Below are 19,709 nucleotides of genomic sequence, written 5' to 3' on the forward strand. Positions count from 1 at the left end.
GACGTCATGGCGTCTGAACCCGCAACTGCTGATAATGCTGATAAACCCGTCTGGCATACTGCATGCGGCGCGGGTGGTTATGACGCGCAAAGCCGGCATTGTAGGAGCCGAGGCACGGCCAGTTCACGCCACAGCGTTGCAGGTGTTTGGCCAAAATCCAGGCGCCAATCTGGACATTCAGGCAAGCGTTACTGAGTAACTCCTTTTTTGATTTGATGACCCCCATCGACACCAAGGTGGGAATGTGACGGGAGTTAATTTGCATCAGGCCATAATCGGTACTGAGTGCCTTGCCCGCCTTGTTGCGGTTAATATTGACGGCACGCGGATCCAGGCCACTTTCTTGTACCGCCATCGCTTTTAGCAACAGCGGATCGACCTGATAACGCAGCCCAGCGGCCTGAAAACACAAGGCGTTAGCACTGCCAGAGAGTCCCAGCAGCAAAGAGAACAACATTATTTTTTTCATCGCGATAACTCGAAAACAAGCCCGCTTTCCCCTTCCCCTCTGAAGGGGAAGAGCAAACCCGGCGAAAATTACGTTAAACTTTTAAATTTCAGTGTGTTATTGCCAGCCGAGCCGGTGTCAGCGACACACTGCGCCCCGGTAAGCGCCGCAGAAACAGGCCCAATGGTGGTGGTGGTATTGATGGTGGTTTCCGCAATCACGCTGGTTTGCGACAGCTTGGTAGCCAGGGTGACACAGGCTTCTTGCGGTACCCCGGTATAGCTGACCGAAAACCCGGTTTTGTTGTTGCCTGCGGAGGTTTCAGGTTGCACGGTCACGCTGCCGCCCCAGGTGTTAATCACCGTCGCTGTCCCCGCACTTTTGTTACCCAGTAAGGTCATTGAGTTAGGGATGCCACCAAATTGCGCCAACATGCCGGTCATTTGGGCAGCGGTGGTGAAGTCATACACCCCTTTGGTTTTCAGTAAGGTGCGCGTTTGTGTGATGATGTCCTGCACGTTGCCGAGCTCCATGGTGGTGTTGTTTTTGCTAAACAAACTGCCGCTGTTAGAGAAAATGTAAATGATTAAAATGACGACAATCGCCAACGTGACGACCAAATCAATAGTCAATACGCCGCGATGAACCGCGCGGGCAAGGTTTTTCATAATAAGCTCCTTTCAGGGGCAGATGGGCGGTAACGCCAAAAGAGGACAAAGGGGAAAAAAACGTTTATTGGCCGATTTGCCCGGCCAGTTGATTCAGTTGTTGGATGACCTGCACCAGCAACAGCATGTAGCCACTGACCAGCAAAAATAAGGCTGTGGAAAGGCGGGCAGTACGCCGTTTAATGGTTATGATGGTGTTTTTCAACCACTGGTTGGCGTAATTTTCAATGATACGTTCCGCATTATCACCGTCAGTGAGCAACATCAATTTGTTGACACAGGGCTTGGACGGAAAATGATAACCGGTATTGCGTAGCGCGAGCCCCAGGTGTTGGCCTTGGCGCACTAAGCGGCGAGCAGCATTTAAGCGTTCCAGCAACCACGGAGAAGCATTGTGCGCCAAAATATCGAGCGCATCCAAGGTTTTGACTCCCGCTCGCAGCAAGGCCGCCATATTGAGTAAAAAAGCCACCCCCTGAAAGTCTTTGTAGACTGACCAGGGTATCAGCCCGTCCAACCCTCGGCGACAGCGCCCGGTCAGATGGCTAAATGACCAGCTGATCCAGGCGGTGGCTAACATCAGCATCAACGACAACAAGATGCCGTGATCCACGACAAAATCAGCGGTCGTCCCCAACCACCAGATCCCCCCTTGCCAGGTTTCACGCGGCACCATTTTCGCCAGTTGCGGGATAAAATGCTGGCTGACCAACACCATTATTCCCACCACCGTGCCAATGAGCGCCATCGGGTAGCCCAGGGTGCTTAATACGGAGGATTTCATTTCATCGATGCCTTGTACCACCGTCATCGCTCGCCGTAACGCCTCAGGCACCCGCCCTTCCATCACCCCGGCGCTGATAATGGCCGCTTCCTGACAGGGTACCCACCGCTTCAGGGCGACATCCAGCGAGTGACCATTGCTTATCGCGTGCAAACAATCGTTTAGCCACACCGCAGACGGTGAATGACACCGACCAAAATCGGTAGCGGCATCGCGCATATGGGTTAAGGCCACCTCCAGGGTGCGGTTATTGTCGAGCAGAAAGGCTAAATCTTCATACAACGTCAGGCGATCACGGCTTGAGAAGGTGTATTGATACAGCCACCGGGTGGCCGCCCGCCGATACGTGGCCAGGCTTTTTTGATAAGCAGGTAGCGAGGATAAGCCCGCTCGCACGGCATTATTCAGCGTCTTCATGCCCGCTCCTTATAAGCCTCATTGCGCTGTCTTCATCCAGCGGACTCAGGCAATCGGCTTCCAGGGGATCGATCAGACCCGCGTTAATGTACTGGAGCAATTGTGTATTGCGGGTAATGCCGCCTAAGGCGCGATGCCAATAGAGACGCGCTGCCTGCTTGCCCTGCGCGCGATAAAGCTGCATAAAGTGCGCATCCGGGCTGATCACTTCGCTGATAACCCTACGCCCGTTAATCCCCAGGTGACAGTGCTCACACCCAGGGCGGTGGCGAAAATACAGCTTATCACGCTGACAATCCGGGGTGAGCAGCGCCTGTTCATCCCGGTTAAGCTGATCTTTCACCGCCACCCACGGCTTTTTACAGGCAGGACACAACCGTTGCGCCAATCGCTGACTGATCAGCCCTATCATTAACTGCGGATCGGTGAGCAGCGAAGGCGTGATCCCCATATCAGCGAGCCGTTCTAAAATATTAATCGGGTCGTTCGCGTGCAAGGTGGTCATCAGCAAATGACCGGTCATCGCCGCCGTAAAGCTGGTCTGCGCGGAATCGCGATCCCGCATCTCCCCCACTACCAAGGCATCCGGATCCAGCCGCAAGGAGGCCGAAATCGCGCGTACCCAAGCTTGGGATACCGCCGCCGGATTATTTTTATCGGCGAGAATGGCGGTTTGTACTGCGCCCTCGATGTGGCCTTCCGGGGGATCTTCGAGGGTAATCAGTCGTCGCCGATGGTGCGTATTTTCCAGGTACAGGGCGCTAAGGGTACGCAGCGTCGTACTTTTGCCCGATCCGGTTGGGCCGGAGAGGATCATGATGCCTTCCGGCCGGCGCAGCATGCGGCGCAATAAGGTTTGCTGTTCGGGGAGAAAGCCCAGGGCGTCCAACGTGGGCGGTGCCGCGCTGTCATCCGGCAAAATCCGCATCACCACAAAGAGCCCGTATACCGCCGGGGTGTGAGCATAACGGGCTCCAAACAGGTTCACACTGTGCAAAAAGTCCCGGCGCAGGCGGCCATCCTGCTGGCGGTTAGGATTGAATTGCGATTCCGCCACATCACACATCGATAACACAATGGTTGAAGCTAACGCTTCCCCCTCTTGTTGTGAAATCGCATCCACTTTGATCAGATCGCCATGCACCCGCATCAATACATGGGTCAGATTGCCTTTGCCTATCTCAAGATGAATATCAGAGGCATTGATTTTGCTGGCTTTGCGAAAATAGGCGATCACTTTTTGCTGGTTTTCACTAAAGTCTTGATGACGTGCCGCTGAAGGCTGTTTTTCTTTTTGTTCACGGAGACGATCCAGCGGCAAAAATTCAAAGGCAATCGGTTTTGCCTGTGATCGCGCCAGCCGATTAAAAAAATCCTGTACCCGGACATCCGCGCGGTGATGCTCTGCCACCATCAAGGTCAGCTGATCCGCTTCATCCGTATGGATATGCAGCCAGTCAGCAATATCGGCGGGTAAGGTTAATTGAGAAGACACTATCGACATGATTCGCTCACTCGGTAAACGGCAGGGTATGGATTTGATTGTTTTTTGACAGGATCTGGACTTCTTGTGCGCTGATCCGCTTGACCGTATGCGAGGTCCCTGGAATACGTTGACCGGGGGTCACTTCTACGGTGGTGCTATCGGGCAACAACAAACGGGCGCGTAACGGGTTTCCTGCCCCGGCAATCTGCACAATCCGCGGTAAGGGGGGGCTGGCCGCCGCGGGCGTGAGATCTGCCCCTGCCGCTCCTGCCAGCGTTTGTACCAAGGTCGCCGAAACCGGTATTTCACCGCCTTTATTTTGTTGCACCGATTGCAGGGCTTTGGCGCGCGCCGCTTGCGCTTCAAATAACAGCGTTTCCGCCTGGATCCGCTCAAGGCGAGCTAAATCCAATGTTCTCTCTGTGGTAACGCGCGCCGGCAGAGGGGGCAGCGCCGCCTCAGGCGCCGGGGGCAGCTTTGTTGTGGGCGTGGCCTGGCTACTGAGGCTGAGCATCACCCCTATCGCCACGACTGCCCTGCTGAAAAGATTAACGTTGTGCATACAAATGTCCCTCAATCACGTAATGCAGGCGTGCCTGACTTAAACTGACGGTGATCCGCTTGATCCGCACCCCCGCGGCATCAAACTGGCGCGGGGCAAACAGCCGATCCGGGGGGATCGCCGTCTTAAAGGTAAAATTGAAACGACGCCAGGGCAGCGGGATGGCCTGGCCGTTTATTGGGGTGGACGAGGCGGGCTCCTCCGTTAAACTCAGCTGGGCACGCAGTAATTGCGCATAATGCGTTAACCGTTGGGTTTGAGTATCACTGTCAGCCACCGCTTCTGGGCGGGCAGGAAGCGACATGTGCAAGGGCAGCGCGACCCCGCCGGTATCCGCCTCGCCCGGAATATTGAACAGGGCGCTGGCCTGCGGATACCACTGTGCCAGACGCTGTGAAAAGTCCCCCACGGTACCGCCTTGGGGTTTATTCCAGGCCAGGCGTAAAGCGTCTTGATGGCAATCCGCGGTGCTAAATCGCCAGCCCGCAATGCTTAACGGGGCGGTTTGCCACAATCGGGTACAGGTGGCTAAAAACTCGGCTAACACCGGCTCGGCTTTCCAGGGCTGCAAGGCGGGCGGTAAGGCGGTTTTCATTTGCTGTTTCGCGGCCAAAAAGGCTTCTCTCGCCGCCGTAATACGTTGATTTTCAAGCCAGGCTTGATATTGGCTCCCCCCCCAATAACTCCCCAACACCACCCCCAGTACGGCCACCCAGCTGACGAACGCTACGCGCGTGGAGACCGAACGCAAACGTGCCCGACGCGGCACCGTTAACGTGGCCAGCAGACTGTCTAACGGCTGATCGACCCCGGTGGGGCTAGGCAAAAACCCCGCGGGGCAGAAAATGAGGCGCGCTTCACGCGACGGCACATCAAAACGTAAAAAAGTCGCGAGCGCCCGCCGGATACCCTCCGGATCCCCGATCACATCAGAGAGGCGGGATAATCGCCCCTCTTGCGCCGCCACAAACCAAAATTTTCCCTCCGCCAGCTTAAAAATCCCCCAACCGTTCGCCCCTAACGCGGGTAAGACCGTTAACGCCAGAGAAGCCGATTTCCGTGCCGCAGAGGCGCTCACCGCCGCGGCTTGCATATTCGCCATCCCCACCCCTACGCGGTGATGGCCGGCAAACACCGTCACAAACTTGTCGGCATCGTACCGTCTGGCCAGCGGGCGAGCACCTCTGCGTCCTTCCAGCAGTTCCCAGTGTAATCCCGCCACCAGAGTCCAGGTGCCGTGGCGCAGGACAGATAACCGGTTATCATTTTCTGGCATGATCTACCTCAAGCGGGTTGGGGTAGTCATGACAAGCAGCAAAGTGTCGTCTTCTCGTCTTTCTGATAGCACCAGCGTTTGTCCTGACTTAATCTTTACCTGCTGAAACATCGCTGTTTTTTCAGGGGCAGAGTCAAACACATTCACTGACACCTGCAATTTTATTTTGTCCGCCTCCGGCAAAATGTAAGGCAATATGGTCAAGTTAACCCCGGTGGTCGGCTGATTTCCTTCCTGCATAAACGTCTGGAACGGCACCACTGCCCCGCTCGTGGTCGTAAACGTTTGTCGTGTCACCACACTGACATTGGCTTTTTTGGATAATGCGGCCATGAAGGCCTTTGAACCGGCGATCTTCCCCTCAACGATCGCCATGCTAGGCGATGTTGCCCCCGGGTATTCCCCCGTGACCAAACGGGTAAAGAAGCGCGTGATATTGACGTCAGAAAACACCTGCTGCCAATCGTTAAGATCCGTTTTCGATTTTTTCTCAACACGAAAAATATCGAGGGAAAACGCCACTTTTTTTGCCTCCGGTGGTGAGGATTGATTCACTGTCAGCGCTAATGATAAAAGACCGTAAATTGCTAATTTAATTTGTCCACTCAAGCCAGAATGCAGTTTCCTTTGTGGTGACAAAGCCATGAGGGAAATAAGCATGCTAAGAAGAGAGGACCACTACATGATAAAACAACGCCATCAACAGGGGGCATTTATTGTTGATATTGCCCATCAGATAGGGTGTTCAGAAAAAACGGTGAGACGGCACATTAGCTATCCTGCGCCGCCAACAGCAAAACGCGGTAAAAAACAGGTTGCTAAACTCGAGCCCTTTAAAGACTACATCGATTCAAGGTTGAGTGAACAGGTTTGGAATGCGGCGGTTATTTTTGAGGAAATCCGTGAAAAAGGCTACCGGGGTGGGAGTGCGATGCTCCGACGTTATATACATCCCAAACGTCCGCTCAGGGCCTCGAAAAACACGGTACGCTTTGAAACCCTCCCCGGTTATCAACTTCAACACGATTGGGGAGAAATCATCGTTGAGGTGGCAGGCTCTGCCTGTACGGTTAATTTTGCCGTTAATACGCTCGGTTTTTCGCGTCGCTTTCATGTCTTTGCTGCCCCTAAGCAAGATGCTGAGCACACGTATGAATCGCTGGTTCGCAGCTTCAATTACTTCGGTGGCAGCGTAAAAAATGTCTTGGTAGATAACCAAAAAGCCGCTGTTATCAAACATGGACAAAATGGCCACATCGAGTTCAATGCGGGCTTCCTGCAACTGGCTAATCACTATGGGTTTAGCCCTCGCGCCTGTAAGCCTTATCGACCGCAAACGAAAGGCAAAACCGAACGGATGGTGGGCTATGTTAAACACAATTTTTTCACTCGCTACCGTCAGTTTGAGAGTTTCGCTCATGTTAATCAACTGCTAGCGATGTGGCTGGCGAAAGTGGCAGACCAGCGTCATCTTCGTCAATTCAAGCAGACACCGGAAAATCGTTTTGCTGAGGAAAAAATAGCCTTGATGCCACTCCCTGCGACTGATTTCGATACCAGCTACTTCGACCTACGACAAGTGGCATGGGACAGCTATATCGATGTCAGAGGTAATCGCTATAGCGTGCCTTCATTCTGGTGTGGTCGTGCGGTTAATATTCGTATCGGTTTAGATAATACGCTACGTATTTACGGCGATGAGCAACTGCTCGCGACGCATCTCTTGCAGGAGGTAACGCAGGGCTGGCAAAAGGTGCCAGAACATCATCAAGCCCTTTGGCAACAGGTCAATCGAGTAGCGTCTCGTTCGCTCAGTGTGTATGAGGAGCTACTCTGATGGAAATGGAAAACTTGTTGATACGGTTAAAAATGGATTACCTGGGCGATGCGTTGGAGAGTTTATGTGAAGAAGCCACCAAGAAAGCACTGAACTACCGTGAATTTCTCCAGCAGGCATTAGCCCAGGAATGGAACGGGCGTCACCAAAAAGGCTTGGAATCGCGGTTAAAACAAGCACGTTTGCCGTGGATAAAAACCTTGGAGCAATTTGACTTTACTTTCCAACCAAGTATAGACAGGAAAATTATCCGCGAGCTGGCGGGGCTGAGGTTTGTCGAACATCATGAAAACGTCATTTTGTTAGGCCCACCTGGGGTAGGGAAAACGCATTTGGCGATAGCGCTGGCTGTCAAGGCAGCTACAGCTGGGCATCGGGTATTGTTTATGCCTCTGGATAGACTCTGCTGTACCTTAATGAAGGCAAAGCAAGAAAACCGTCTGGAACGCCAACTTCAGCAACTGTGCTATGCCAGGGTATTAATACTGGATGAAATCGGGTATTTACCGATGAATCGCGAAGAAGCTAGCCTATTTTTCAGGTTATTGAGCCGTCGTTATGAAAAGGCGAGCATCATTCTCACATCAAATAAAAGTTTTACTGATTGGGGGGACGTATTCGGTGATCACATTTTAGCAACTGCGATTTTAGACAGGCTTTTACATCATTCAACCACATTGAATATTAAAGGAGAAAGCTATCGACTCAAAAATAAACGCAAAGCAGGCATGTTGCCTATAAAAACGACTGATATTATCCAGGCGCCTGGAATAGAAACCCAACAGGAAAATTAGCAAAAACTGGACATTTTAAAGTAGCAAAAAGTGGTCAATCTAAAGTAGCGTTGACAACGGGGTGAATTTCGTTATTTTCTGGAGGAAACCGCTTGGATAAAAAATACCCTGAAAAGCAAATAGAGAAAGGAATGGGTGCTTAAAAACTCGAATGCAACAGCCGCAAAACGGCGGGAGTCACCTCCCGCCAGAGTTGCTCTTAACGTTTTGCTTCGTAGGCTAAAACTACAGAAAACTCTGTGTTTCCTTGTTTGATACCAGTTCACAAAGTGAACCTCTTACCATCCAGGTAAACACTAGTATCGTTACGCAAATAACGATAAGTCCATACAGGATAAGTCTTCGCGACATTTTAACCTCCGATTGCATTACTGCTGTTAAGAGGCTATTCTTATGTTGCTGATTCATACGAGAGCCTCGAGTTAATTAAAAAACGACTCGGGGCTTTTGTCTTTCTGCCTATCACGACTGCTCAAGACAGAAAGTCTCAAGCACCCAACACCATCTTAGCAGAATTCCTTTTCAGCACCACCTTCGCCTTCCTAATAAATGTTGTCAGCCTGCCTGATACGTCCGCTATTGCGTGGAAAATAAATATGAAAAATTTACTTCGGTTACTCGGTGCCCTGGCACTGATGCTTTATTCTGTGCACCTGCTTGCCAATGACATGAATTTTACCAGCCTCTCCGGCGCGGCAAAACGCAGCGGTGATTTATCCCGCCAAATGCTGGTGATGATTTTTGGCGACATTGTCAATAATCCCCTGCATCCGACCCACACCAGCCTAATCGGCCAACTGTTTTTTTTTTCAACAGCATTATCGCTGCCTTAGCCATGTTCTGGTTTGTCGCGGTTACTCTGCGCCAAATGGTACGTGCGGGGCATCAGGGTCAAGTGTTTAGCGGCGGCAGAAGTGCGCTATATCCGTTAACCACCTTGCTCGGCTTCTTAAGCCTGGTACCAACGGCTTCGGGTTGGTCACTATCGCAACTGATTGTACTCTGGGCGGCCTCCATTATGGGGGTCGGCTCGGCCAATCTCATCACTGATAAAGCTGCCACTCTACTGCAAGGCGGTCAATCGCTGGTAATGCAGCCGATTGCCCCACAAACCTTGAGTGCTTCACGCGCCATATTTGAAATGAATCTGTGCATGTACGGCATTAATGACGAACTTCACACCCTATACAGTGAAAGTGGAGCCGCCGTTGGCACGCCCTATATGCGCATTAAAACCTTTCCTGAAGGATTTATGATCAGCAATGGCAGTGCACAATGTGGCTCAGCACGCCTGCCCGTCAGCCGAAGAGACAGCAGCTGGCGACCCATTTTTAATGTACCGGTCAATACCAGGCCATTGATCATCGCCCAAAGTAATGCACTAAACCGCATGCAGAATCAACTCTCACAGGCTGCCCATAATTTTGCACGACAATTTAGTCAAAAAAGGCAAACCGGCACCGGTCAAATTGACGATGTGGAAAGTGAAATACAACGAGCCGCGCGTGAGTACGAGGACAGCATCAGCCAGGCAGTACGTACCATGGATAAAGGAACGTCGTTGCAAGAGGTAGTGGCGGCGCAGCTCAGACAATACGGCTGGCTAGCATTGGGGAGCTGGTATCAAACCTTTGCCACCGCCAATAACAAAACTAACGCGGTGGTCAACATGCGCCCTACCGTAACCGGTAAGTCCAGGTTGGGTGAGTTAGGGGTTGGATCATACAACGAGCAACTTACTGTTGCCTATCGTGCACAATTACAGAACAGTACCTATGCCGCCCCATTGGGAACACAAACCAGCAATGACAATCAGCAGGCAAGTGATGCGACAGATGCATCGTCTGTATTGGTTGGCATAACAAATTCTTGGGGACAAAAAAGAGTCAATTCTTTAGTCGGCCTAAATTTCGGCTCAGGAAATGGCTCAAATGATCAAGTCAATCCTCTTCTTAAAATGAAAGCAGTCGGCGATTACACCTTAGGCGGAGCCGCATCAATATTTAGTGCTTATACGAGTGCTAAAGTGCTAACCGCCTGGGGCAAAGGCAATTTGGCAGGCAATTTTATTAATACTATTACTGGCGCTGGGGAGGTGGCGGGTAGCTTGCTGGAAGCGATAGCACCGGTAGTCTATTTTTTGGTGTTTGTATTACTGAGTATCGGTTTTAGTTTGTCGATCTATCTGCCTTTCATTCCCTTCATATACTGGATAAGTGCCGCCACCAATTGGATTGTCGGAGTACTGATTGGTGCCACTGCTGGGTCATTATGGGCGGCGACACATTTGGGGGGTGAGGAAGACAGAGGCAGCCGCTCGGCTTATGGCTATATCTTTCTGATTGATGTGATGTTGCGCCCGATGTTAATGGTATTTGGCTTTCTCTTTGCCAGTCTGGTGGTGGTCGCAGTAGGCACTCTACTCAATACGTTGTTTGCATCAGCACTCGCCAATGTACAGGTCGACTCCATAACAGGCTTGATCAGTATCGTGGGTGTCTTGATGATTTATGCGCGTATTTGTACTACCTTGGTCTCCAGTGCATTCAGTCTGCAAGTGAGCATGCCAGATTATGTCATCTCCTGGTTAGGGGGGCGTGAAGGCGCCAGTATGCTGGGGGGTATGAACGAGTCCATTAAAGGTATGTTTGCCAATTTTGGCAGCGGCGCAAAAACAGTGCCGACAGCGAAGAAAATTGTGGCTCCACCAGGCACGGATAACCACAGCGACGGTATAAAATAAATCAATCAAAATATATTAATTTAGTACAAAAATCAGCCGGTTAATGCTATTATTTAGCTATAAAATCAGGAGGTAGACCATGCGAAATAAGAGAACTATTGGTGGAGCGCTGATGTTTCTCACTTTGTTTTGGTATGTATGGGCAGGTATTCCAATACTACTATTTAGTGCCATTACTAGTACAATATTGGTTAACGATTACAGGTATAGTTCTATTAGAAGCCAAGAAACCCTTTTTGCTTGGATTTCTTGGATGGGCATAGTTATACCTCTACTGTGGTATGTCATCCGTTACATCAATAAACGCTGCCGTATTGCTAAAATACTTTCCGTGATAAAAAGCGACGAAAGTTATGACCCCGCCCCCGAGAATGAAATACGCGAAATGCATTCCAGTGCTTATTTTGGCATTGATACCAAACGTGGCACCATGCTCTATATCCGTTTATTCAATAAGAAAGAAATTGATATTTTTGGATTCAATATTAATAATTGGCGTCATTGTGAATTAACCGGCACCAATAAATTAAGATTCTATATTAATTCTACCGAAGTTCCCTTTATTGATATTCAGCACCGACGAGCCTGGTTGTTGTACGAAAAAATCTGCGTGATGAGAAATCAACAGTACCACTATCCTTATCATTTTCCCGGCTACGTTGAGCATAATACTGAACGGTTATCTGAGAAAATGGGATTTAAAATGTTGCCCTGCTGAATACAGGCCAGATAGTGACGAACGATGTGTTCGATGTTTCTGTCGTTGCATTAGATATGAACCTCATCTAAACTAGTCATGTAACTAGTTTGATTGAGAGGTGTCATGATGAATACTTGGCCTGTGCAAGACGCAAAAGCGCGTTTCAGCGAATTATTAGATGCCTGCATTAAAGAAGGTCCACAACTCGTCACTCGGCGTGGCACAGAAACCGCGATATTGGTTCCCATTACTGAATGGAAGCGTTTGAGTAGCGCTGCACGCCCATCCCTTAAAACATTGCTTTTGTTAGAACATGCCCCTGCTGATATTGAATTACCTCAGCGTGGATCGGCGCACCGACGTTCTGTAATAGCATTGTAACGGTCTGACAATGTACCTTCTTGATACTAACATCGTCTCGGAACTTCGTAAAATTCGCCCACATGGTGCTGTTGTTTCTTGGCTTGAAACCATTGCTGATAAAAATCTTTATCTTAGCGCTGTAACCATAGGAGAAATTCAAGCGGGAATAGAAATCACCCGTGAACAAGATGCCATCAAAGCAGCCTCAATTGCGGCATGGCTCAATCAGGTTTCCACTACCTACAATATATTACCCATGGATGCCCAAACGTTTCGGCTGTGGGCTAAGCTCATGCATCGACAATCAGATACACTTTATGAAGATGCAATGATTGCAGCGACTGCTCTCATGCATAACCTTACTGTCGTTACCAGAAACATCCGCGATTTTGAGCGATTTGATGTCTCCCTGCTTAATCCATTTTTAAACTAACTCTCCCTACATTGTAATTTTTCCCTAACCCAGCGTCTGTCAGCGCTAATGATAAAAGACCGTAAATTGCTAATTTAATTTGTCCACTCAAGCCAGAATGCAGTTTCCTTTGTGGTGACAAAGCCATGAGGGAAATAAGCATGCTAAGAAGAGAGGACCACTACATGATAAAACAACGCCATCAACAGGGGGCATTTATTGTTGATATTGCCCATCAGATAGGGTGTTCAGAAAAAACGGTGAGACGGCACATTAGCTATCCTGCGCCGCCAACAGCAAAACGCGGTAAAAAACAGGTTGCTAAACTCGAGCCCTTTAAAGACTACATCGATTCAAGGTTGAGTGAACAGGTTTGGAATGCGGCGGTTATTTTTGAGGAAATCCGTGAAAAAGGCTACCGGGGTGGGAGTGCGATGCTCCGACGTTATATACATCCCAAACGTCCGCTCAGGGCCTCGAAAAACACGGTACGCTTTGAAACCCTCCCCGGTTATCAACTTCAACACGATTGGGGAGAAATCATCGTTGAGGTGGCAGGCTCTGCCTGTACGGTTAATTTTGCCGTTAATACGCTCGGTTTTTCGCGTCGCTTTCATGTCTTTGCTGCCCCTAAGCAAGATGCTGAGCACACGTATGAATCGCTGGTTCGCAGCTTCAATTACTTCGGTGGCAGCGTAAAAAATGTCTTGGTAGATAACCAAAAAGCCGCTGTTATCAAACATGGACAAAATGGCCACATCGAGTTCAATGCGGGCTTCCTGCAACTGGCTAATCACTATGGGTTTAGCCCTCGCGCCTGTAAGCCTTATCGACCGCAAACGAAAGGCAAAACCGAACGGATGGTGGGCTATGTTAAACACAATTTTTTCACTCGCTACCGTCAGTTTGAGAGTTTCGCTCATGTTAATCAACTGCTAGCGATGTGGCTGGCGAAAGTGGCAGACCAGCGTCATCTTCGTCAATTCAAGCAGACACCGGAAAATCGTTTTGCTGAGGAAAAAATAGCCTTGATGCCACTCCCTGCGACTGATTTCGATACCAGCTACTTCGACCTACGACAAGTGGCATGGGACAGCTATATCGATGTCAGAGGTAATCGCTATAGCGTGCCTTCATTCTGGTGTGGTCGTGCGGTTAATATTCGTATCGGTTTAGATAATACGCTACGTATTTACGGCGATGAGCAACTGCTCGCGACGCATCTCTTGCAGGAGGTAACGCAGGGCTGGCAAAAGGTGCCAGAACATCATCAAGCCCTTTGGCAACAGGTCAATCGAGTAGCGTCTCGTTCGCTCAGTGTGTATGAGGAGCTACTCTGATGGAAATGGAAAACTTGTTGATACGGTTAAAAATGGATTACCTGGGCGATGCGTTGGAGAGTTTATGTGAAGAAGCCACCAAGAAAGCACTGAACTACCGTGAATTTCTCCAGCAGGCATTTGTCAACGCTACTTTAGATTGACCACTTTTTGCTACTTTAAAATGTCCAGTTTTTGCTAATTTTCCTGTTGGGTTTCTATTCCAGGCGCCTGGATAATATCAGTCGTTTTTATAGGCAACATGCCTGCTTTGCGTTTATTTTTGAGTCGATAGCTTTCTCCTTTAATATTCAATGTGGTTGAATGATGTAAAAGCCTGTCTAAAATCGCAGTTGCTAAAATGTGATCACCGAATACGTCCCCCCAATCAGTAAAACTTTTATTTGATGTGAGAATGATGCTCGCCTTTTCATAACGACGGCTCAATAACCTGAAAAATAGGCTAGCTTCTTCGCGATTCATCGGTAAATACCCGATTTCATCCAGTATTAATACCCTGGCATAGCACAGTTGCTGAAGTTGGCGTTCCAGACGGTTTTCTTGCTTTGCCTTCATTAAGGTACAGCAGAGTCTATCCAGAGGCATAAACAATACCCGATGCCCAGCTGTAGCTGCCTTGACAGCCAGCGCTATCGCCAAATGCGTTTTCCCTACCCCAGGTGGGCCTAACAAAATGACGTTTTCATGATGTTCGACAAACCTCAGCCCCGCCAGCTCGCGGATAATTTTCCTGTCTATACTTGGTTGGAAAGTAAAGTCAAATTGCTCCAAGGTTTTTATCCACGGCAAACGTGCTTGTTTTAACCGCGATTCCAAGCCTTTTTGGTGACGCCCGTTCCATTCCTGGGCTAATGCCTGCTGGAGAAATTCACGGTAGTTCAGTGCTTTCTTGGTGGCTTCTTCACATAAACTCTCCAACGCATCGCCCAGGTAATCCATTTTTAACCGTATCAACAAGTTTTCCATTTCCATCAGAGTAGCTCCTCATACACACTGAGCGAACGAGACGCTACTCGATTGACCTGTTGCCAAAGGGCTTGATGATGTTCTGGCACCTTTTGCCAGCCCTGCGTTACCTCCTGCAAGAGATGCGTCGCGAGCAGTTGCTCATCGCCGTAAATACGTAGCGTATTATCTAAACCGATACGAATATTAACCGCACGACCACACCAGAATGAAGGCACGCTATAGCGATTACCTCTGACATCGATATAGCTGTCCCATGCCACTTGTCGTAGGTCGAAGTAGCTGGTATCGAAATCAGTCGCAGGGAGTGGCATCAAGGCTATTTTTTCCTCAGCAAAACGATTTTCCGGTGTCTGCTTGAATTGACGAAGATGACGCTGGTCTGCCACTTTCGCCAGCCACATCGCTAGCAGTTGATTAACATGAGCGAAACTCTCAAACTGACGGTAGCGAGTGAAAAAATTGTGTTTAACATAGCCCACCATCCGTTCGGTTTTGCCTTTCGTTTGCGGTCGATAAGGCTTACAGGCGCGAGGGCTAAACCCATAGTGATTAGCCAGTTGCAGGAAGCCCGCATTGAACTCGATGTGGCCATTTTGTCCATGTTTGATAACAGCGGCTTTTTGGTTATCTACCAAGACATTTTTTACGCTGCCACCGAAGTAATTGAAGCTGCGAACCAGCGATTCATACGTGTGCTCAGCATCTTGCTTAGGGGCAGCAAAGACATGAAAGCGACGCGAAAAACCGAGCGTATTAACGGCAAAATTAACCGTACAGGCAGAGCCTGCCACCTCAACGATGATTTCTCCCCAATCGTGTTGAAGTTGATAACCGGGGAGGGTTTCAAAGCGTACCGTGTTTTTCGAGGCCCTGAGCGGACGTTTGGGATGTATATAACGTCGGAGCATCGCACTCCCACCCCGGTAGCCTTTTTCACGGATTTCCTCAAAAATAACCGCCGCATTCCAAACCTGTTCACTCAACCTTGAATCGATGTAGTCTTTAAAGGGCTCGAGTTTAGCAACCTGTTTTTTACCGCGTTTTGCTGTTGGCGGCGCAGGATAGCTAATGTGCCGTCTCACCGTCTTTTCTGAACACCCTATCTGATGGGCAATATCAACAATAAATGCCCCCTGTTGATGGCGTTGTTTTATCATGTAGTGGTCCTCTCTTCTTAGCATGCTTATTTCCCTCATGGCTTTGTCACCACAAAGGAAACTGCATTCTGGCTTGAGTGGACAAATTAAATTAGCAATTTACGGTCTTTTATCATTAGCGCTGACAATGATTACAGCATTAATCAGGAAGGGACTTCAGCGGTAAGCTTAATGCCCAGCGCTTTCATCACCGCCAGGGTGGTTTTTAAGGTTGGATTGCCATTTTCGCTGAATGAACGATAAAGCTGTTCACGAGAAAGCCCCGTTTGATTTGCAATATCGGTCATGCCTTTAGCACGTGCCACCACCCCCAAGGCGTGGGCGATATAGCCGGTATCATTGGTCTCAAACGCTTCCGCCATAAAGATCGCGATGGCAGTGTCGGAGGTTAAATATTCAGCAGGATCATAGGTTGTCAATTGTTCAGCCATGTTATTACTCCCATTCAGCAGCCAGTTTTTTAGCGGTTTTGATGTCTTTGATTTGTGTGCTTTTATCTCCGCCACACAGCAATATGATGATCATCTCCCCCCGTTTTTGAAAGTAGAGACGGTACCCAGGGCCAGAGTGGATACGCAGTTCGCTGATCCCCTGACCGATAGGCTCTACATCCCCGCTATGCCCATAGGCAAGGCGATCCAGACGAGAAGCAATCAATGCACGGGCACGTTCATCTTTTAGCCGTCTGTGCCATTTTCGATAAGTCTCTGTTTGCTTTATCTCTACCATAGTTAGAGTGTAGTTTAAAAACTACGTCATATCAATTCCGAATCACAAACAGTAACCCGCTTGCAGGTTAACCTTGGACAATGACGATGAAAAATCCCTCTCTTTTTCTACTGCTGCTGGTTAGCTTGACGGTCTCCGCCATGGCCGCTGAAAGTAGCAATAACAGTAATCATTGGCGATCCGCGACCTCTGCCGCGACGGCTCCCCCACCAACACAGGCGCCTCCCAGCGCTCAAGCGCCGTTGACAACGCTGCCGCTACCGTCAGCGGCACTGCGCTATGCCCAGGAGCAGGCCACCCCCTTAACCGGGGCAGAAATCGAGCAGCTTGGCCGTGCCGCGGATGCCGCCAATCGGGGGCGGGCTTATCAAGCACGTGTCACGGTGCCGCGCATCAGTACCTTGACGGTTAATTTATCGCCCGGCGCGAGTGTGCCTATTTTGCGTACTGCCGCCGATCAAACCAGCAGCGTCACCTTTTCTGACAGTACCGGGGCACCGTGGAAACTGGGTGCTCCGCCGTTTAACTCCAATAACAAAGGCTTTCAAGTGAGCTATATCCCGGGCAGCGCCATGATGGCGGTGCAAGCGCTGCGCCGTTATGACACCGGCAACGTGACGGTTTACTTGGAAGGTCTGGCGGTACCGGTGGTGGTCAACTTAACCAGCGGCGAGCCTGACAACCCGTCAACCCCCCAAATCATCGACAGCCGGTTAGATTTGCGCATTCCTCAGCGCGGGCCTGATGCGAAACCGATGGCGCAACCGGAAAGTAAAATTGGCTTGTACAACACGGTATTGCAAGCCTTTTTAGACGGTGTCCCGCCCCTGGACGCCAAACGGCTACGCACCGAGGGTAAGGTCGCCTCAACGACGGTCTGGCAATTGGGTGACAACCTGTATATTCGTTCGCGCAGCGAGATAAGAGATGAGTTTGAGCAAACCTTATCCTCCCTCGACGGCACGCATCTGTGGAAATTGCCGCTGACCCCCTATGTCAATTTTTCTGTCATGGATCGTACCGAGCCGTTGACCATCCATCTGGAGTGACCCATGCCGATTGAAAAAGAGCTGGCACGCGAGACCAGCAAATCATTAATACTGCTGATGATCGGCGGGATTGTGTTAGCGGTGGCGATTTACCTGGGCTACCTGTGGCGCACTGCCCCGCCTGAAGCCCAATCCAATTACGCTATTGACAGTGTGGCGGCCAATGTCGGGCGTCACACCCCTGAAAGCGCCCAATACCGCGAATTGCTGGAAAAATACAATGCCACCGAAGCGGCGAAAGCGCGCGAGGAAGGGCAAAGCTTTGTGGCGCGGATCCGTGAAGGGGCGGTCGATCCCAATGAGAAAAAACAGCCGGTGCGCCCGCCGGATAAACTCAACACCCTGCCCCCTGAAACCAGTGGAGAACCTTCAGTGGCCCCCGATAACGCCGCGTTAAGTGAAAATCGCAAGCAGGCGATTGATAGCCTGCTTCAGGATTTAAACAGCCAATGGCAACCGGTTCCGTTCCAATTGGCTTCAAAAATTGCAGGGGACGAAGGGAATAAAGAAAACCCCTTTCGCGCCTGGGCAGCCAGTGTCGCGCCTCCCTCGAGGGGGGCAGCGCCTCTTGCCCGCAGGGAAATCGCTGATACCGTCCTCGTGGCGCCTTATACCCGTGTGCCGGGCGTGATTGAAACCGCGGTGGATTCCGATAACCCGGATTCGCCGGTGTTAGCGACCATTCCCACCGGGCGTTATGCTGGGGCGACATTGCATGCTCGCCGTGTTCAGCTAGCCGGTGACGGTGTCACTATTCACTTTGAGCGCATGCGTTGGCGGGGACAAACCTATACCGTCGATGCTTATGCGCTCAGCGATGATACCTTGCAATCCTCGGTGGCCAGCGACGTCAATCATCGTTATTTCTCGCGCATTATTCTGCCGGCTATCGCGATGGGACTCGGGCGCACCGGGCAACTGTTTGAGCAGTCGAGTACGCAAAATATCATTACGCCGCAAGGCAGTGTGATCCAGACCCGCCCATCAACCCCAAGCGGTGGTGCTATCGCAGGGACGGTTATCGGCGGCATCGGTAATCAGGCCGGGCAGGTGATGACCGCCGATGCGGCGCGTTTACCGATCAAACAAGCCACGATTAACCGGGGTCACATCGTCGCCATTCAATTTATGGACGGCGTGTATGAAAACAATAATGTGCGCCTTCACGCTAAATCGCGTGGCCAGCACCCCCATTGACAGGAAAGGCACCATGAAATCTGAAGAAACCGATCTTTTTAACCTCGCGTCGGTAGAAAGGGAGGGGAACGATGAACCCCCTTCCCTCAGTCCGCCTGACACGCTCAAAGAGAGCGATGAGCCGCCTCCCAAACGCTGGTTTGGCTTAGGGCTAAAGGAAGTCTTGATACTGGCGCTGTGTGTCATCTTGGGCGCGGTTTACCTCTTCTGGCCCCCTGCCCCGGTTCAGCCGAGTGCTGCCCGATTTGCGCCTGCTGAGCCGAATGCTTGGAACTCAGCCTACCCAAAAACGGATCCGGCGGGGGGCGCTATGCCGTTAGTCGACGATCCCCGTACGCGCTCTGCCGCGGCGGAAACGGTGACCACCTTTAAAAAAGAGATGGCCACCATTCTGGAAGCCCGCCGGCATTTCGCGGAGGAAAATCGGGAGGGGGTCAATGCCGTATCCGCGCGTCTCGATACCGTTAATCAACAACTAAAACAACTGGAGCACCAATTGAGCAACCTGGCTATCCGCCTGGAAAGTGTGCGCACTCAGCCTGCCGTATCGACGCCCCCGGTGCCCGCGCCAGTGAAAAAAAGAACCCCCCGTCCCTCCGGCATCAGTACTGCCGGTTATCAAATCCACACGCTGGGGCAGGGACTGGCCTGGATTTCCTATCAAGGCAGCACCTATGCCGTCCGTGAAGGCGATACCTTGGGCAAACTGACGATAAAACGCATTGATGCCTTGCGGCGGCAAGTGGAAACCTCTGCGGGCCTCATCCGTTAAAGGACG

Annotated in this window: 25 protein-coding genes and 1 pseudogene; 13 read left to right on the forward strand and 13 right to left on the reverse strand. The window is 50.6% G+C overall.

All coding sequences use genetic code 11. The features are described from left to right. Nucleotides 1–4: 4 nt before the first annotated feature. The 7 genes from AACL30_RS01530 to AACL30_RS01560 all read right to left on the reverse strand — a co-directional run bounded on the left by AACL30_RS01530 (nt 5) and on the right by AACL30_RS01560 (nt 6,301). Entirely contained in the window at nt 5–469 is a 465-nt protein-coding gene (locus tag AACL30_RS01530) for a lytic transglycosylase domain-containing protein (protein WP_339057578.1), read from the reverse strand. A gap of 68 nt (nt 470–537) precedes the next feature. After that, nucleotides 538–1,116, reverse strand: a complete 579-nt coding sequence (locus tag AACL30_RS01535) for a type 4 pilus major pilin (protein ID WP_339057579.1) — start codon at nt 1,114–1,116, stop codon at nt 538–540. A 64-nt stretch (nt 1,117–1,180) separates the two neighbouring features. After that, the gene (locus AACL30_RS01540; RefSeq protein ID WP_339057580.1) at nt 1,181–2,296 is read right to left on the reverse strand and encodes a type II secretion system F family protein; all 1,116 of its coding nucleotides are present in this window, start codon (nt 2,294–2,296) and stop codon (nt 1,181–1,183) included. 4 nt (nt 2,297–2,300) lie between these two features. After that, the gene (locus AACL30_RS01545; protein WP_339057581.1) at nt 2,301–3,821 is read right to left on the reverse strand and encodes a GspE/PulE family protein; all 1,521 of its coding nucleotides are present in this window, start codon (nt 3,819–3,821) and stop codon (nt 2,301–2,303) included. A 7-nt stretch (nt 3,822–3,828) separates the two neighbouring features. After that, the gene (gene pilP, locus AACL30_RS01550; protein ID WP_339057582.1) at nt 3,829–4,365 is read right to left on the reverse strand and encodes a type IV pilus biogenesis protein PilP; all 537 of its coding nucleotides are present in this window, start codon (nt 4,363–4,365) and stop codon (nt 3,829–3,831) included. Next, nucleotides 4,352–5,587, reverse strand: a complete 1,236-nt coding sequence (pilO2, locus tag AACL30_RS01555) for a type 4b pilus protein PilO2 (protein ID WP_339057583.1) — start codon at nt 5,585–5,587, stop codon at nt 4,352–4,354. Before pilO2 ends, pilP begins: the two co-directional genes overlap by 14 nt. Before the next feature lie 57 nt (nt 5,588–5,644). Continuing rightward, nucleotides 5,645–6,301 carry a hypothetical protein gene (locus AACL30_RS01560; RefSeq protein ID WP_339057584.1) on the reverse strand — a complete coding sequence of 219 codons (657 nt, stop codon included), beginning with the start codon at nt 6,299–6,301 and terminating at the stop codon, nt 5,645–5,647. Here AACL30_RS01560 and istA (AACL30_RS01565) point away from each other — a divergent pair. After that, a complete protein-coding gene (istA, locus tag AACL30_RS01565) occupies nt 6,300–7,478 on the forward strand; it encodes an IS21 family transposase (RefSeq protein WP_339056344.1) in 1,179 nt (392 codons plus the stop codon). The genes AACL30_RS01560 and istA (AACL30_RS01565) overlap by 2 nt on opposite strands. Continuing rightward, on the forward strand, nt 7,475–8,272 hold the full coding sequence (gene istB / locus AACL30_RS01570; protein ID WP_339058365.1) for an IS21-like element helper ATPase IstB: 798 nt from the start codon (nt 7,475–7,477) through the stop codon (nt 8,270–8,272). The genes istA (AACL30_RS01565) and istB (AACL30_RS01570) overlap by 4 nt, the downstream gene beginning before the upstream one ends. 199 nt (nt 8,273–8,471) lie before the next feature. On the opposite strand, the pseudogene AACL30_RS01575 reads toward istB (AACL30_RS01570), so the two are convergent. Beyond that, a pseudogene (locus tag AACL30_RS01575) lies at nt 8,472–8,623 on the reverse strand (Hok/Gef family protein). 245 nt (nt 8,624–8,868) lie between these two features. Between AACL30_RS01575 and AACL30_RS01580 the strand changes: the two are divergent. From AACL30_RS01580 to AACL30_RS01600, 5 genes are all read left to right on the forward strand, one after another. Beyond that, complete coding sequence (locus tag AACL30_RS01580; protein ID WP_339057585.1) at nt 8,869–9,105, forward strand: hypothetical protein; 237 nt, start codon at nt 8,869–8,871, stop codon at nt 9,103–9,105. 2 nt (nt 9,106–9,107) lie between these two features. After that, the gene (locus tag AACL30_RS01585; protein WP_339057586.1) at nt 9,108–11,015 is read left to right on the forward strand and encodes a DotA/TraY family protein; all 1,908 of its coding nucleotides are present in this window, start codon (nt 9,108–9,110) and stop codon (nt 11,013–11,015) included. A 79-nt stretch (nt 11,016–11,094) separates the two neighbouring features. Further along, nucleotides 11,095–11,733 (forward strand): plasmid IncI1-type surface exclusion protein ExcA, encoded by a 639-nt coding sequence (gene excA, locus AACL30_RS01590; RefSeq protein WP_339057587.1) that lies wholly within the window; start codon nt 11,095–11,097, stop codon nt 11,731–11,733. A 108-nt stretch (nt 11,734–11,841) separates the two neighbouring features. Continuing rightward, complete coding sequence (locus AACL30_RS01595; RefSeq protein ID WP_339057588.1) at nt 11,842–12,096, forward strand: type II toxin-antitoxin system Phd/YefM family antitoxin; 255 nt, start codon at nt 11,842–11,844, stop codon at nt 12,094–12,096. Between the two features lie 10 nt (nt 12,097–12,106). Further along, the gene (locus tag AACL30_RS01600; RefSeq protein WP_339057589.1) at nt 12,107–12,511 is read left to right on the forward strand and encodes a type II toxin-antitoxin system VapC family toxin; all 405 of its coding nucleotides are present in this window, start codon (nt 12,107–12,109) and stop codon (nt 12,509–12,511) included. On the opposite strand, the gene AACL30_RS01605 is transcribed toward AACL30_RS01600, so the two are convergent. Next, entirely contained in the window at nt 12,492–12,653 is a 162-nt protein-coding gene (locus tag AACL30_RS01605) for a hypothetical protein (RefSeq protein WP_339057590.1), read from the reverse strand. The genes AACL30_RS01600 and AACL30_RS01605 overlap by 20 nt on opposite strands. On the opposite strand from AACL30_RS01605, the gene istA (AACL30_RS01610) reads away from it, so the two are divergent. Together istA (AACL30_RS01610) and AACL30_RS01615 are read left to right on the forward strand one after the other, a co-directional pair. Beyond that, nucleotides 12,652–13,830 carry an IS21 family transposase gene (istA, locus tag AACL30_RS01610; RefSeq protein ID WP_339056344.1) on the forward strand — a complete coding sequence of 393 codons (1,179 nt, stop codon included), beginning with the start codon at nt 12,652–12,654 and terminating at the stop codon, nt 13,828–13,830. The genes AACL30_RS01605 and istA (AACL30_RS01610) overlap by 2 nt on opposite strands. Next, nucleotides 13,830–13,973 (forward strand): hypothetical protein, encoded by a 144-nt coding sequence (locus tag AACL30_RS01615; RefSeq protein ID WP_339057591.1) that lies wholly within the window; start codon nt 13,830–13,832, stop codon nt 13,971–13,973. Before istA (AACL30_RS01610) ends, AACL30_RS01615 begins: the two co-directional genes overlap by 1 nt. Nucleotides 13,974–14,007: 34 nt before the next feature. Here AACL30_RS01615 and istB (AACL30_RS01620) read toward each other — a convergent pair whose 3' ends face one another. Together istB (AACL30_RS01620) and istA (AACL30_RS01625) are read right to left on the reverse strand one after the other, a co-directional pair. Beyond that, nucleotides 14,008–14,805 (reverse strand): IS21-like element helper ATPase IstB, encoded by a 798-nt coding sequence (gene istB / locus AACL30_RS01620; RefSeq protein WP_339058365.1) that lies wholly within the window; start codon nt 14,803–14,805, stop codon nt 14,008–14,010. Then, the gene (gene istA / locus AACL30_RS01625; RefSeq protein ID WP_339056344.1) at nt 14,802–15,980 is read right to left on the reverse strand and encodes an IS21 family transposase; all 1,179 of its coding nucleotides are present in this window, start codon (nt 15,978–15,980) and stop codon (nt 14,802–14,804) included. Before istA (AACL30_RS01625) ends, istB (AACL30_RS01620) begins: the two co-directional genes overlap by 4 nt. On the opposite strand from istA (AACL30_RS01625), the gene AACL30_RS01630 reads away from it, so the two are divergent. Beyond that, nucleotides 15,979–16,122, forward strand: a complete 144-nt coding sequence (locus tag AACL30_RS01630) for a hypothetical protein (protein WP_339057592.1) — start codon at nt 15,979–15,981, stop codon at nt 16,120–16,122. The genes istA (AACL30_RS01625) and AACL30_RS01630 overlap by 2 nt on opposite strands. On the opposite strand, the gene AACL30_RS01635 is transcribed toward AACL30_RS01630, so the two are convergent. After that, the gene (locus AACL30_RS01635) at nt 16,100–16,387 is read right to left on the reverse strand and encodes an addiction module antidote protein (protein ID WP_339057593.1); all 288 of its coding nucleotides are present in this window, start codon (nt 16,385–16,387) and stop codon (nt 16,100–16,102) included. The two genes, AACL30_RS01630 and AACL30_RS01635, sit on opposite strands and share 23 nt — an antisense overlap. Before the next feature lie 4 nt (nt 16,388–16,391). Continuing rightward, nucleotides 16,392–16,685: a type II toxin-antitoxin system RelE/ParE family toxin gene (locus AACL30_RS01640; RefSeq protein ID WP_339057594.1), complete on the reverse strand. Its 294-nt coding sequence runs from the start codon at nt 16,683–16,685 to the stop codon at nt 16,392–16,394. 80 nt (nt 16,686–16,765) lie between these two features. On the opposite strand from AACL30_RS01640, the gene AACL30_RS01645 reads away from it, so the two are divergent. From AACL30_RS01645 to traP, 3 genes are read left to right on the forward strand one after another with little or no spacing between them, the layout of a single operon-like run. Further along, a complete protein-coding gene (locus tag AACL30_RS01645) occupies nt 16,766–17,734 on the forward strand; it encodes a DotH/IcmK family type IV secretion protein (protein ID WP_339057595.1) in 969 nt (322 codons plus the stop codon). A gap of 3 nt (nt 17,735–17,737) precedes the next feature. Continuing rightward, a complete protein-coding gene (traO, locus tag AACL30_RS01650) occupies nt 17,738–18,931 on the forward strand; it encodes a conjugal transfer protein TraO (RefSeq protein ID WP_339057596.1) in 1,194 nt (397 codons plus the stop codon). A gap of 13 nt (nt 18,932–18,944) precedes the next feature. Then, nucleotides 18,945–19,703 carry a conjugal transfer protein TraP gene (gene traP / locus AACL30_RS01655; protein ID WP_339057597.1) on the forward strand — a complete coding sequence of 253 codons (759 nt, stop codon included), beginning with the start codon at nt 18,945–18,947 and terminating at the stop codon, nt 19,701–19,703. Nucleotides 19,704–19,709 lie beyond the last annotated feature (6 nt).

Origin of the sequence: Candidatus Regiella endosymbiont of Tuberolachnus salignus, from assembly GCF_964020115.1 — a bacterium.
In the GTDB taxonomy this organism is placed as follows: Bacteria; Pseudomonadota; Gammaproteobacteria; order Enterobacterales; family Enterobacteriaceae; genus Regiella; species Regiella insecticola.

Bases quoted from the DNA above. Each gene is read 5' to 3' on its own strand.
- AACL30_RS01530 (WP_339057578.1), bottom strand. From the start codon at position 469: ATGAAAAAAATAATGTTGTTCTCTTTGCTGCTGGGACTCTCTGGCAGT.
- AACL30_RS01535 (WP_339057579.1), bottom strand. From the start codon at position 1,116: ATGAAAAACCTTGCCCGCGCGGTTCATCGCGGCGTATTGACTATTGAT.
- AACL30_RS01545 (WP_339057581.1), bottom strand. From the start codon at position 3,821: ATGTCGATAGTGTCTTCTCAATTAACCTTACCCGCCGATATTGCTGAC.
- pilP (WP_339057582.1), bottom strand. From the start codon at position 4,365: ATGCACAACGTTAATCTTTTCAGCAGGGCAGTCGTGGCGATAGGGGTG.
- istA (WP_339056344.1), top strand. From the start codon at position 6,300: ATGCTAAGAAGAGAGGACCACTACATGATAAAACAACGCCATCAACAG.
- AACL30_RS01560 (WP_339057584.1), bottom strand. From the start codon at position 6,301: ATGCTTATTTCCCTCATGGCTTTGTCACCACAAAGGAAACTGCATTCT.
- AACL30_RS01580 (WP_339057585.1), top strand. From the start codon at position 8,869: ATGAAAAATTTACTTCGGTTACTCGGTGCCCTGGCACTGATGCTTTAT.
- AACL30_RS01585 (WP_339057586.1), top strand. From the start codon at position 9,108: ATGTTCTGGTTTGTCGCGGTTACTCTGCGCCAAATGGTACGTGCGGGG.
- excA (WP_339057587.1), top strand. From the start codon at position 11,095: ATGCGAAATAAGAGAACTATTGGTGGAGCGCTGATGTTTCTCACTTTG.
- AACL30_RS01595 (WP_339057588.1), top strand. From the start codon at position 11,842: ATGAATACTTGGCCTGTGCAAGACGCAAAAGCGCGTTTCAGCGAATTA.
- AACL30_RS01600 (WP_339057589.1), top strand. From the start codon at position 12,107: ATGTACCTTCTTGATACTAACATCGTCTCGGAACTTCGTAAAATTCGC.
- istA (WP_339056344.1), top strand. From the start codon at position 12,652: ATGCTAAGAAGAGAGGACCACTACATGATAAAACAACGCCATCAACAG.
- AACL30_RS01605 (WP_339057590.1), bottom strand. From the start codon at position 12,653: ATGCTTATTTCCCTCATGGCTTTGTCACCACAAAGGAAACTGCATTCT.
- AACL30_RS01615 (WP_339057591.1), top strand. From the start codon at position 13,830: ATGGAAATGGAAAACTTGTTGATACGGTTAAAAATGGATTACCTGGGC.
- AACL30_RS01630 (WP_339057592.1), top strand. From the start codon at position 15,979: ATGCTTATTTCCCTCATGGCTTTGTCACCACAAAGGAAACTGCATTCT.
- istA (WP_339056344.1), bottom strand. From the start codon at position 15,980: ATGCTAAGAAGAGAGGACCACTACATGATAAAACAACGCCATCAACAG.
- AACL30_RS01635 (WP_339057593.1), bottom strand. From the start codon at position 16,387: ATGGCTGAACAATTGACAACCTATGATCCTGCTGAATATTTAACCTCC.
- AACL30_RS01640 (WP_339057594.1), bottom strand. From the start codon at position 16,685: ATGGTAGAGATAAAGCAAACAGAGACTTATCGAAAATGGCACAGACGG.
- AACL30_RS01645 (WP_339057595.1), top strand. From the start codon at position 16,766: ATGACGATGAAAAATCCCTCTCTTTTTCTACTGCTGCTGGTTAGCTTG.
- traO (WP_339057596.1), top strand. From the start codon at position 17,738: ATGCCGATTGAAAAAGAGCTGGCACGCGAGACCAGCAAATCATTAATA.
- traP (WP_339057597.1), top strand. From the start codon at position 18,945: ATGAAATCTGAAGAAACCGATCTTTTTAACCTCGCGTCGGTAGAAAGG.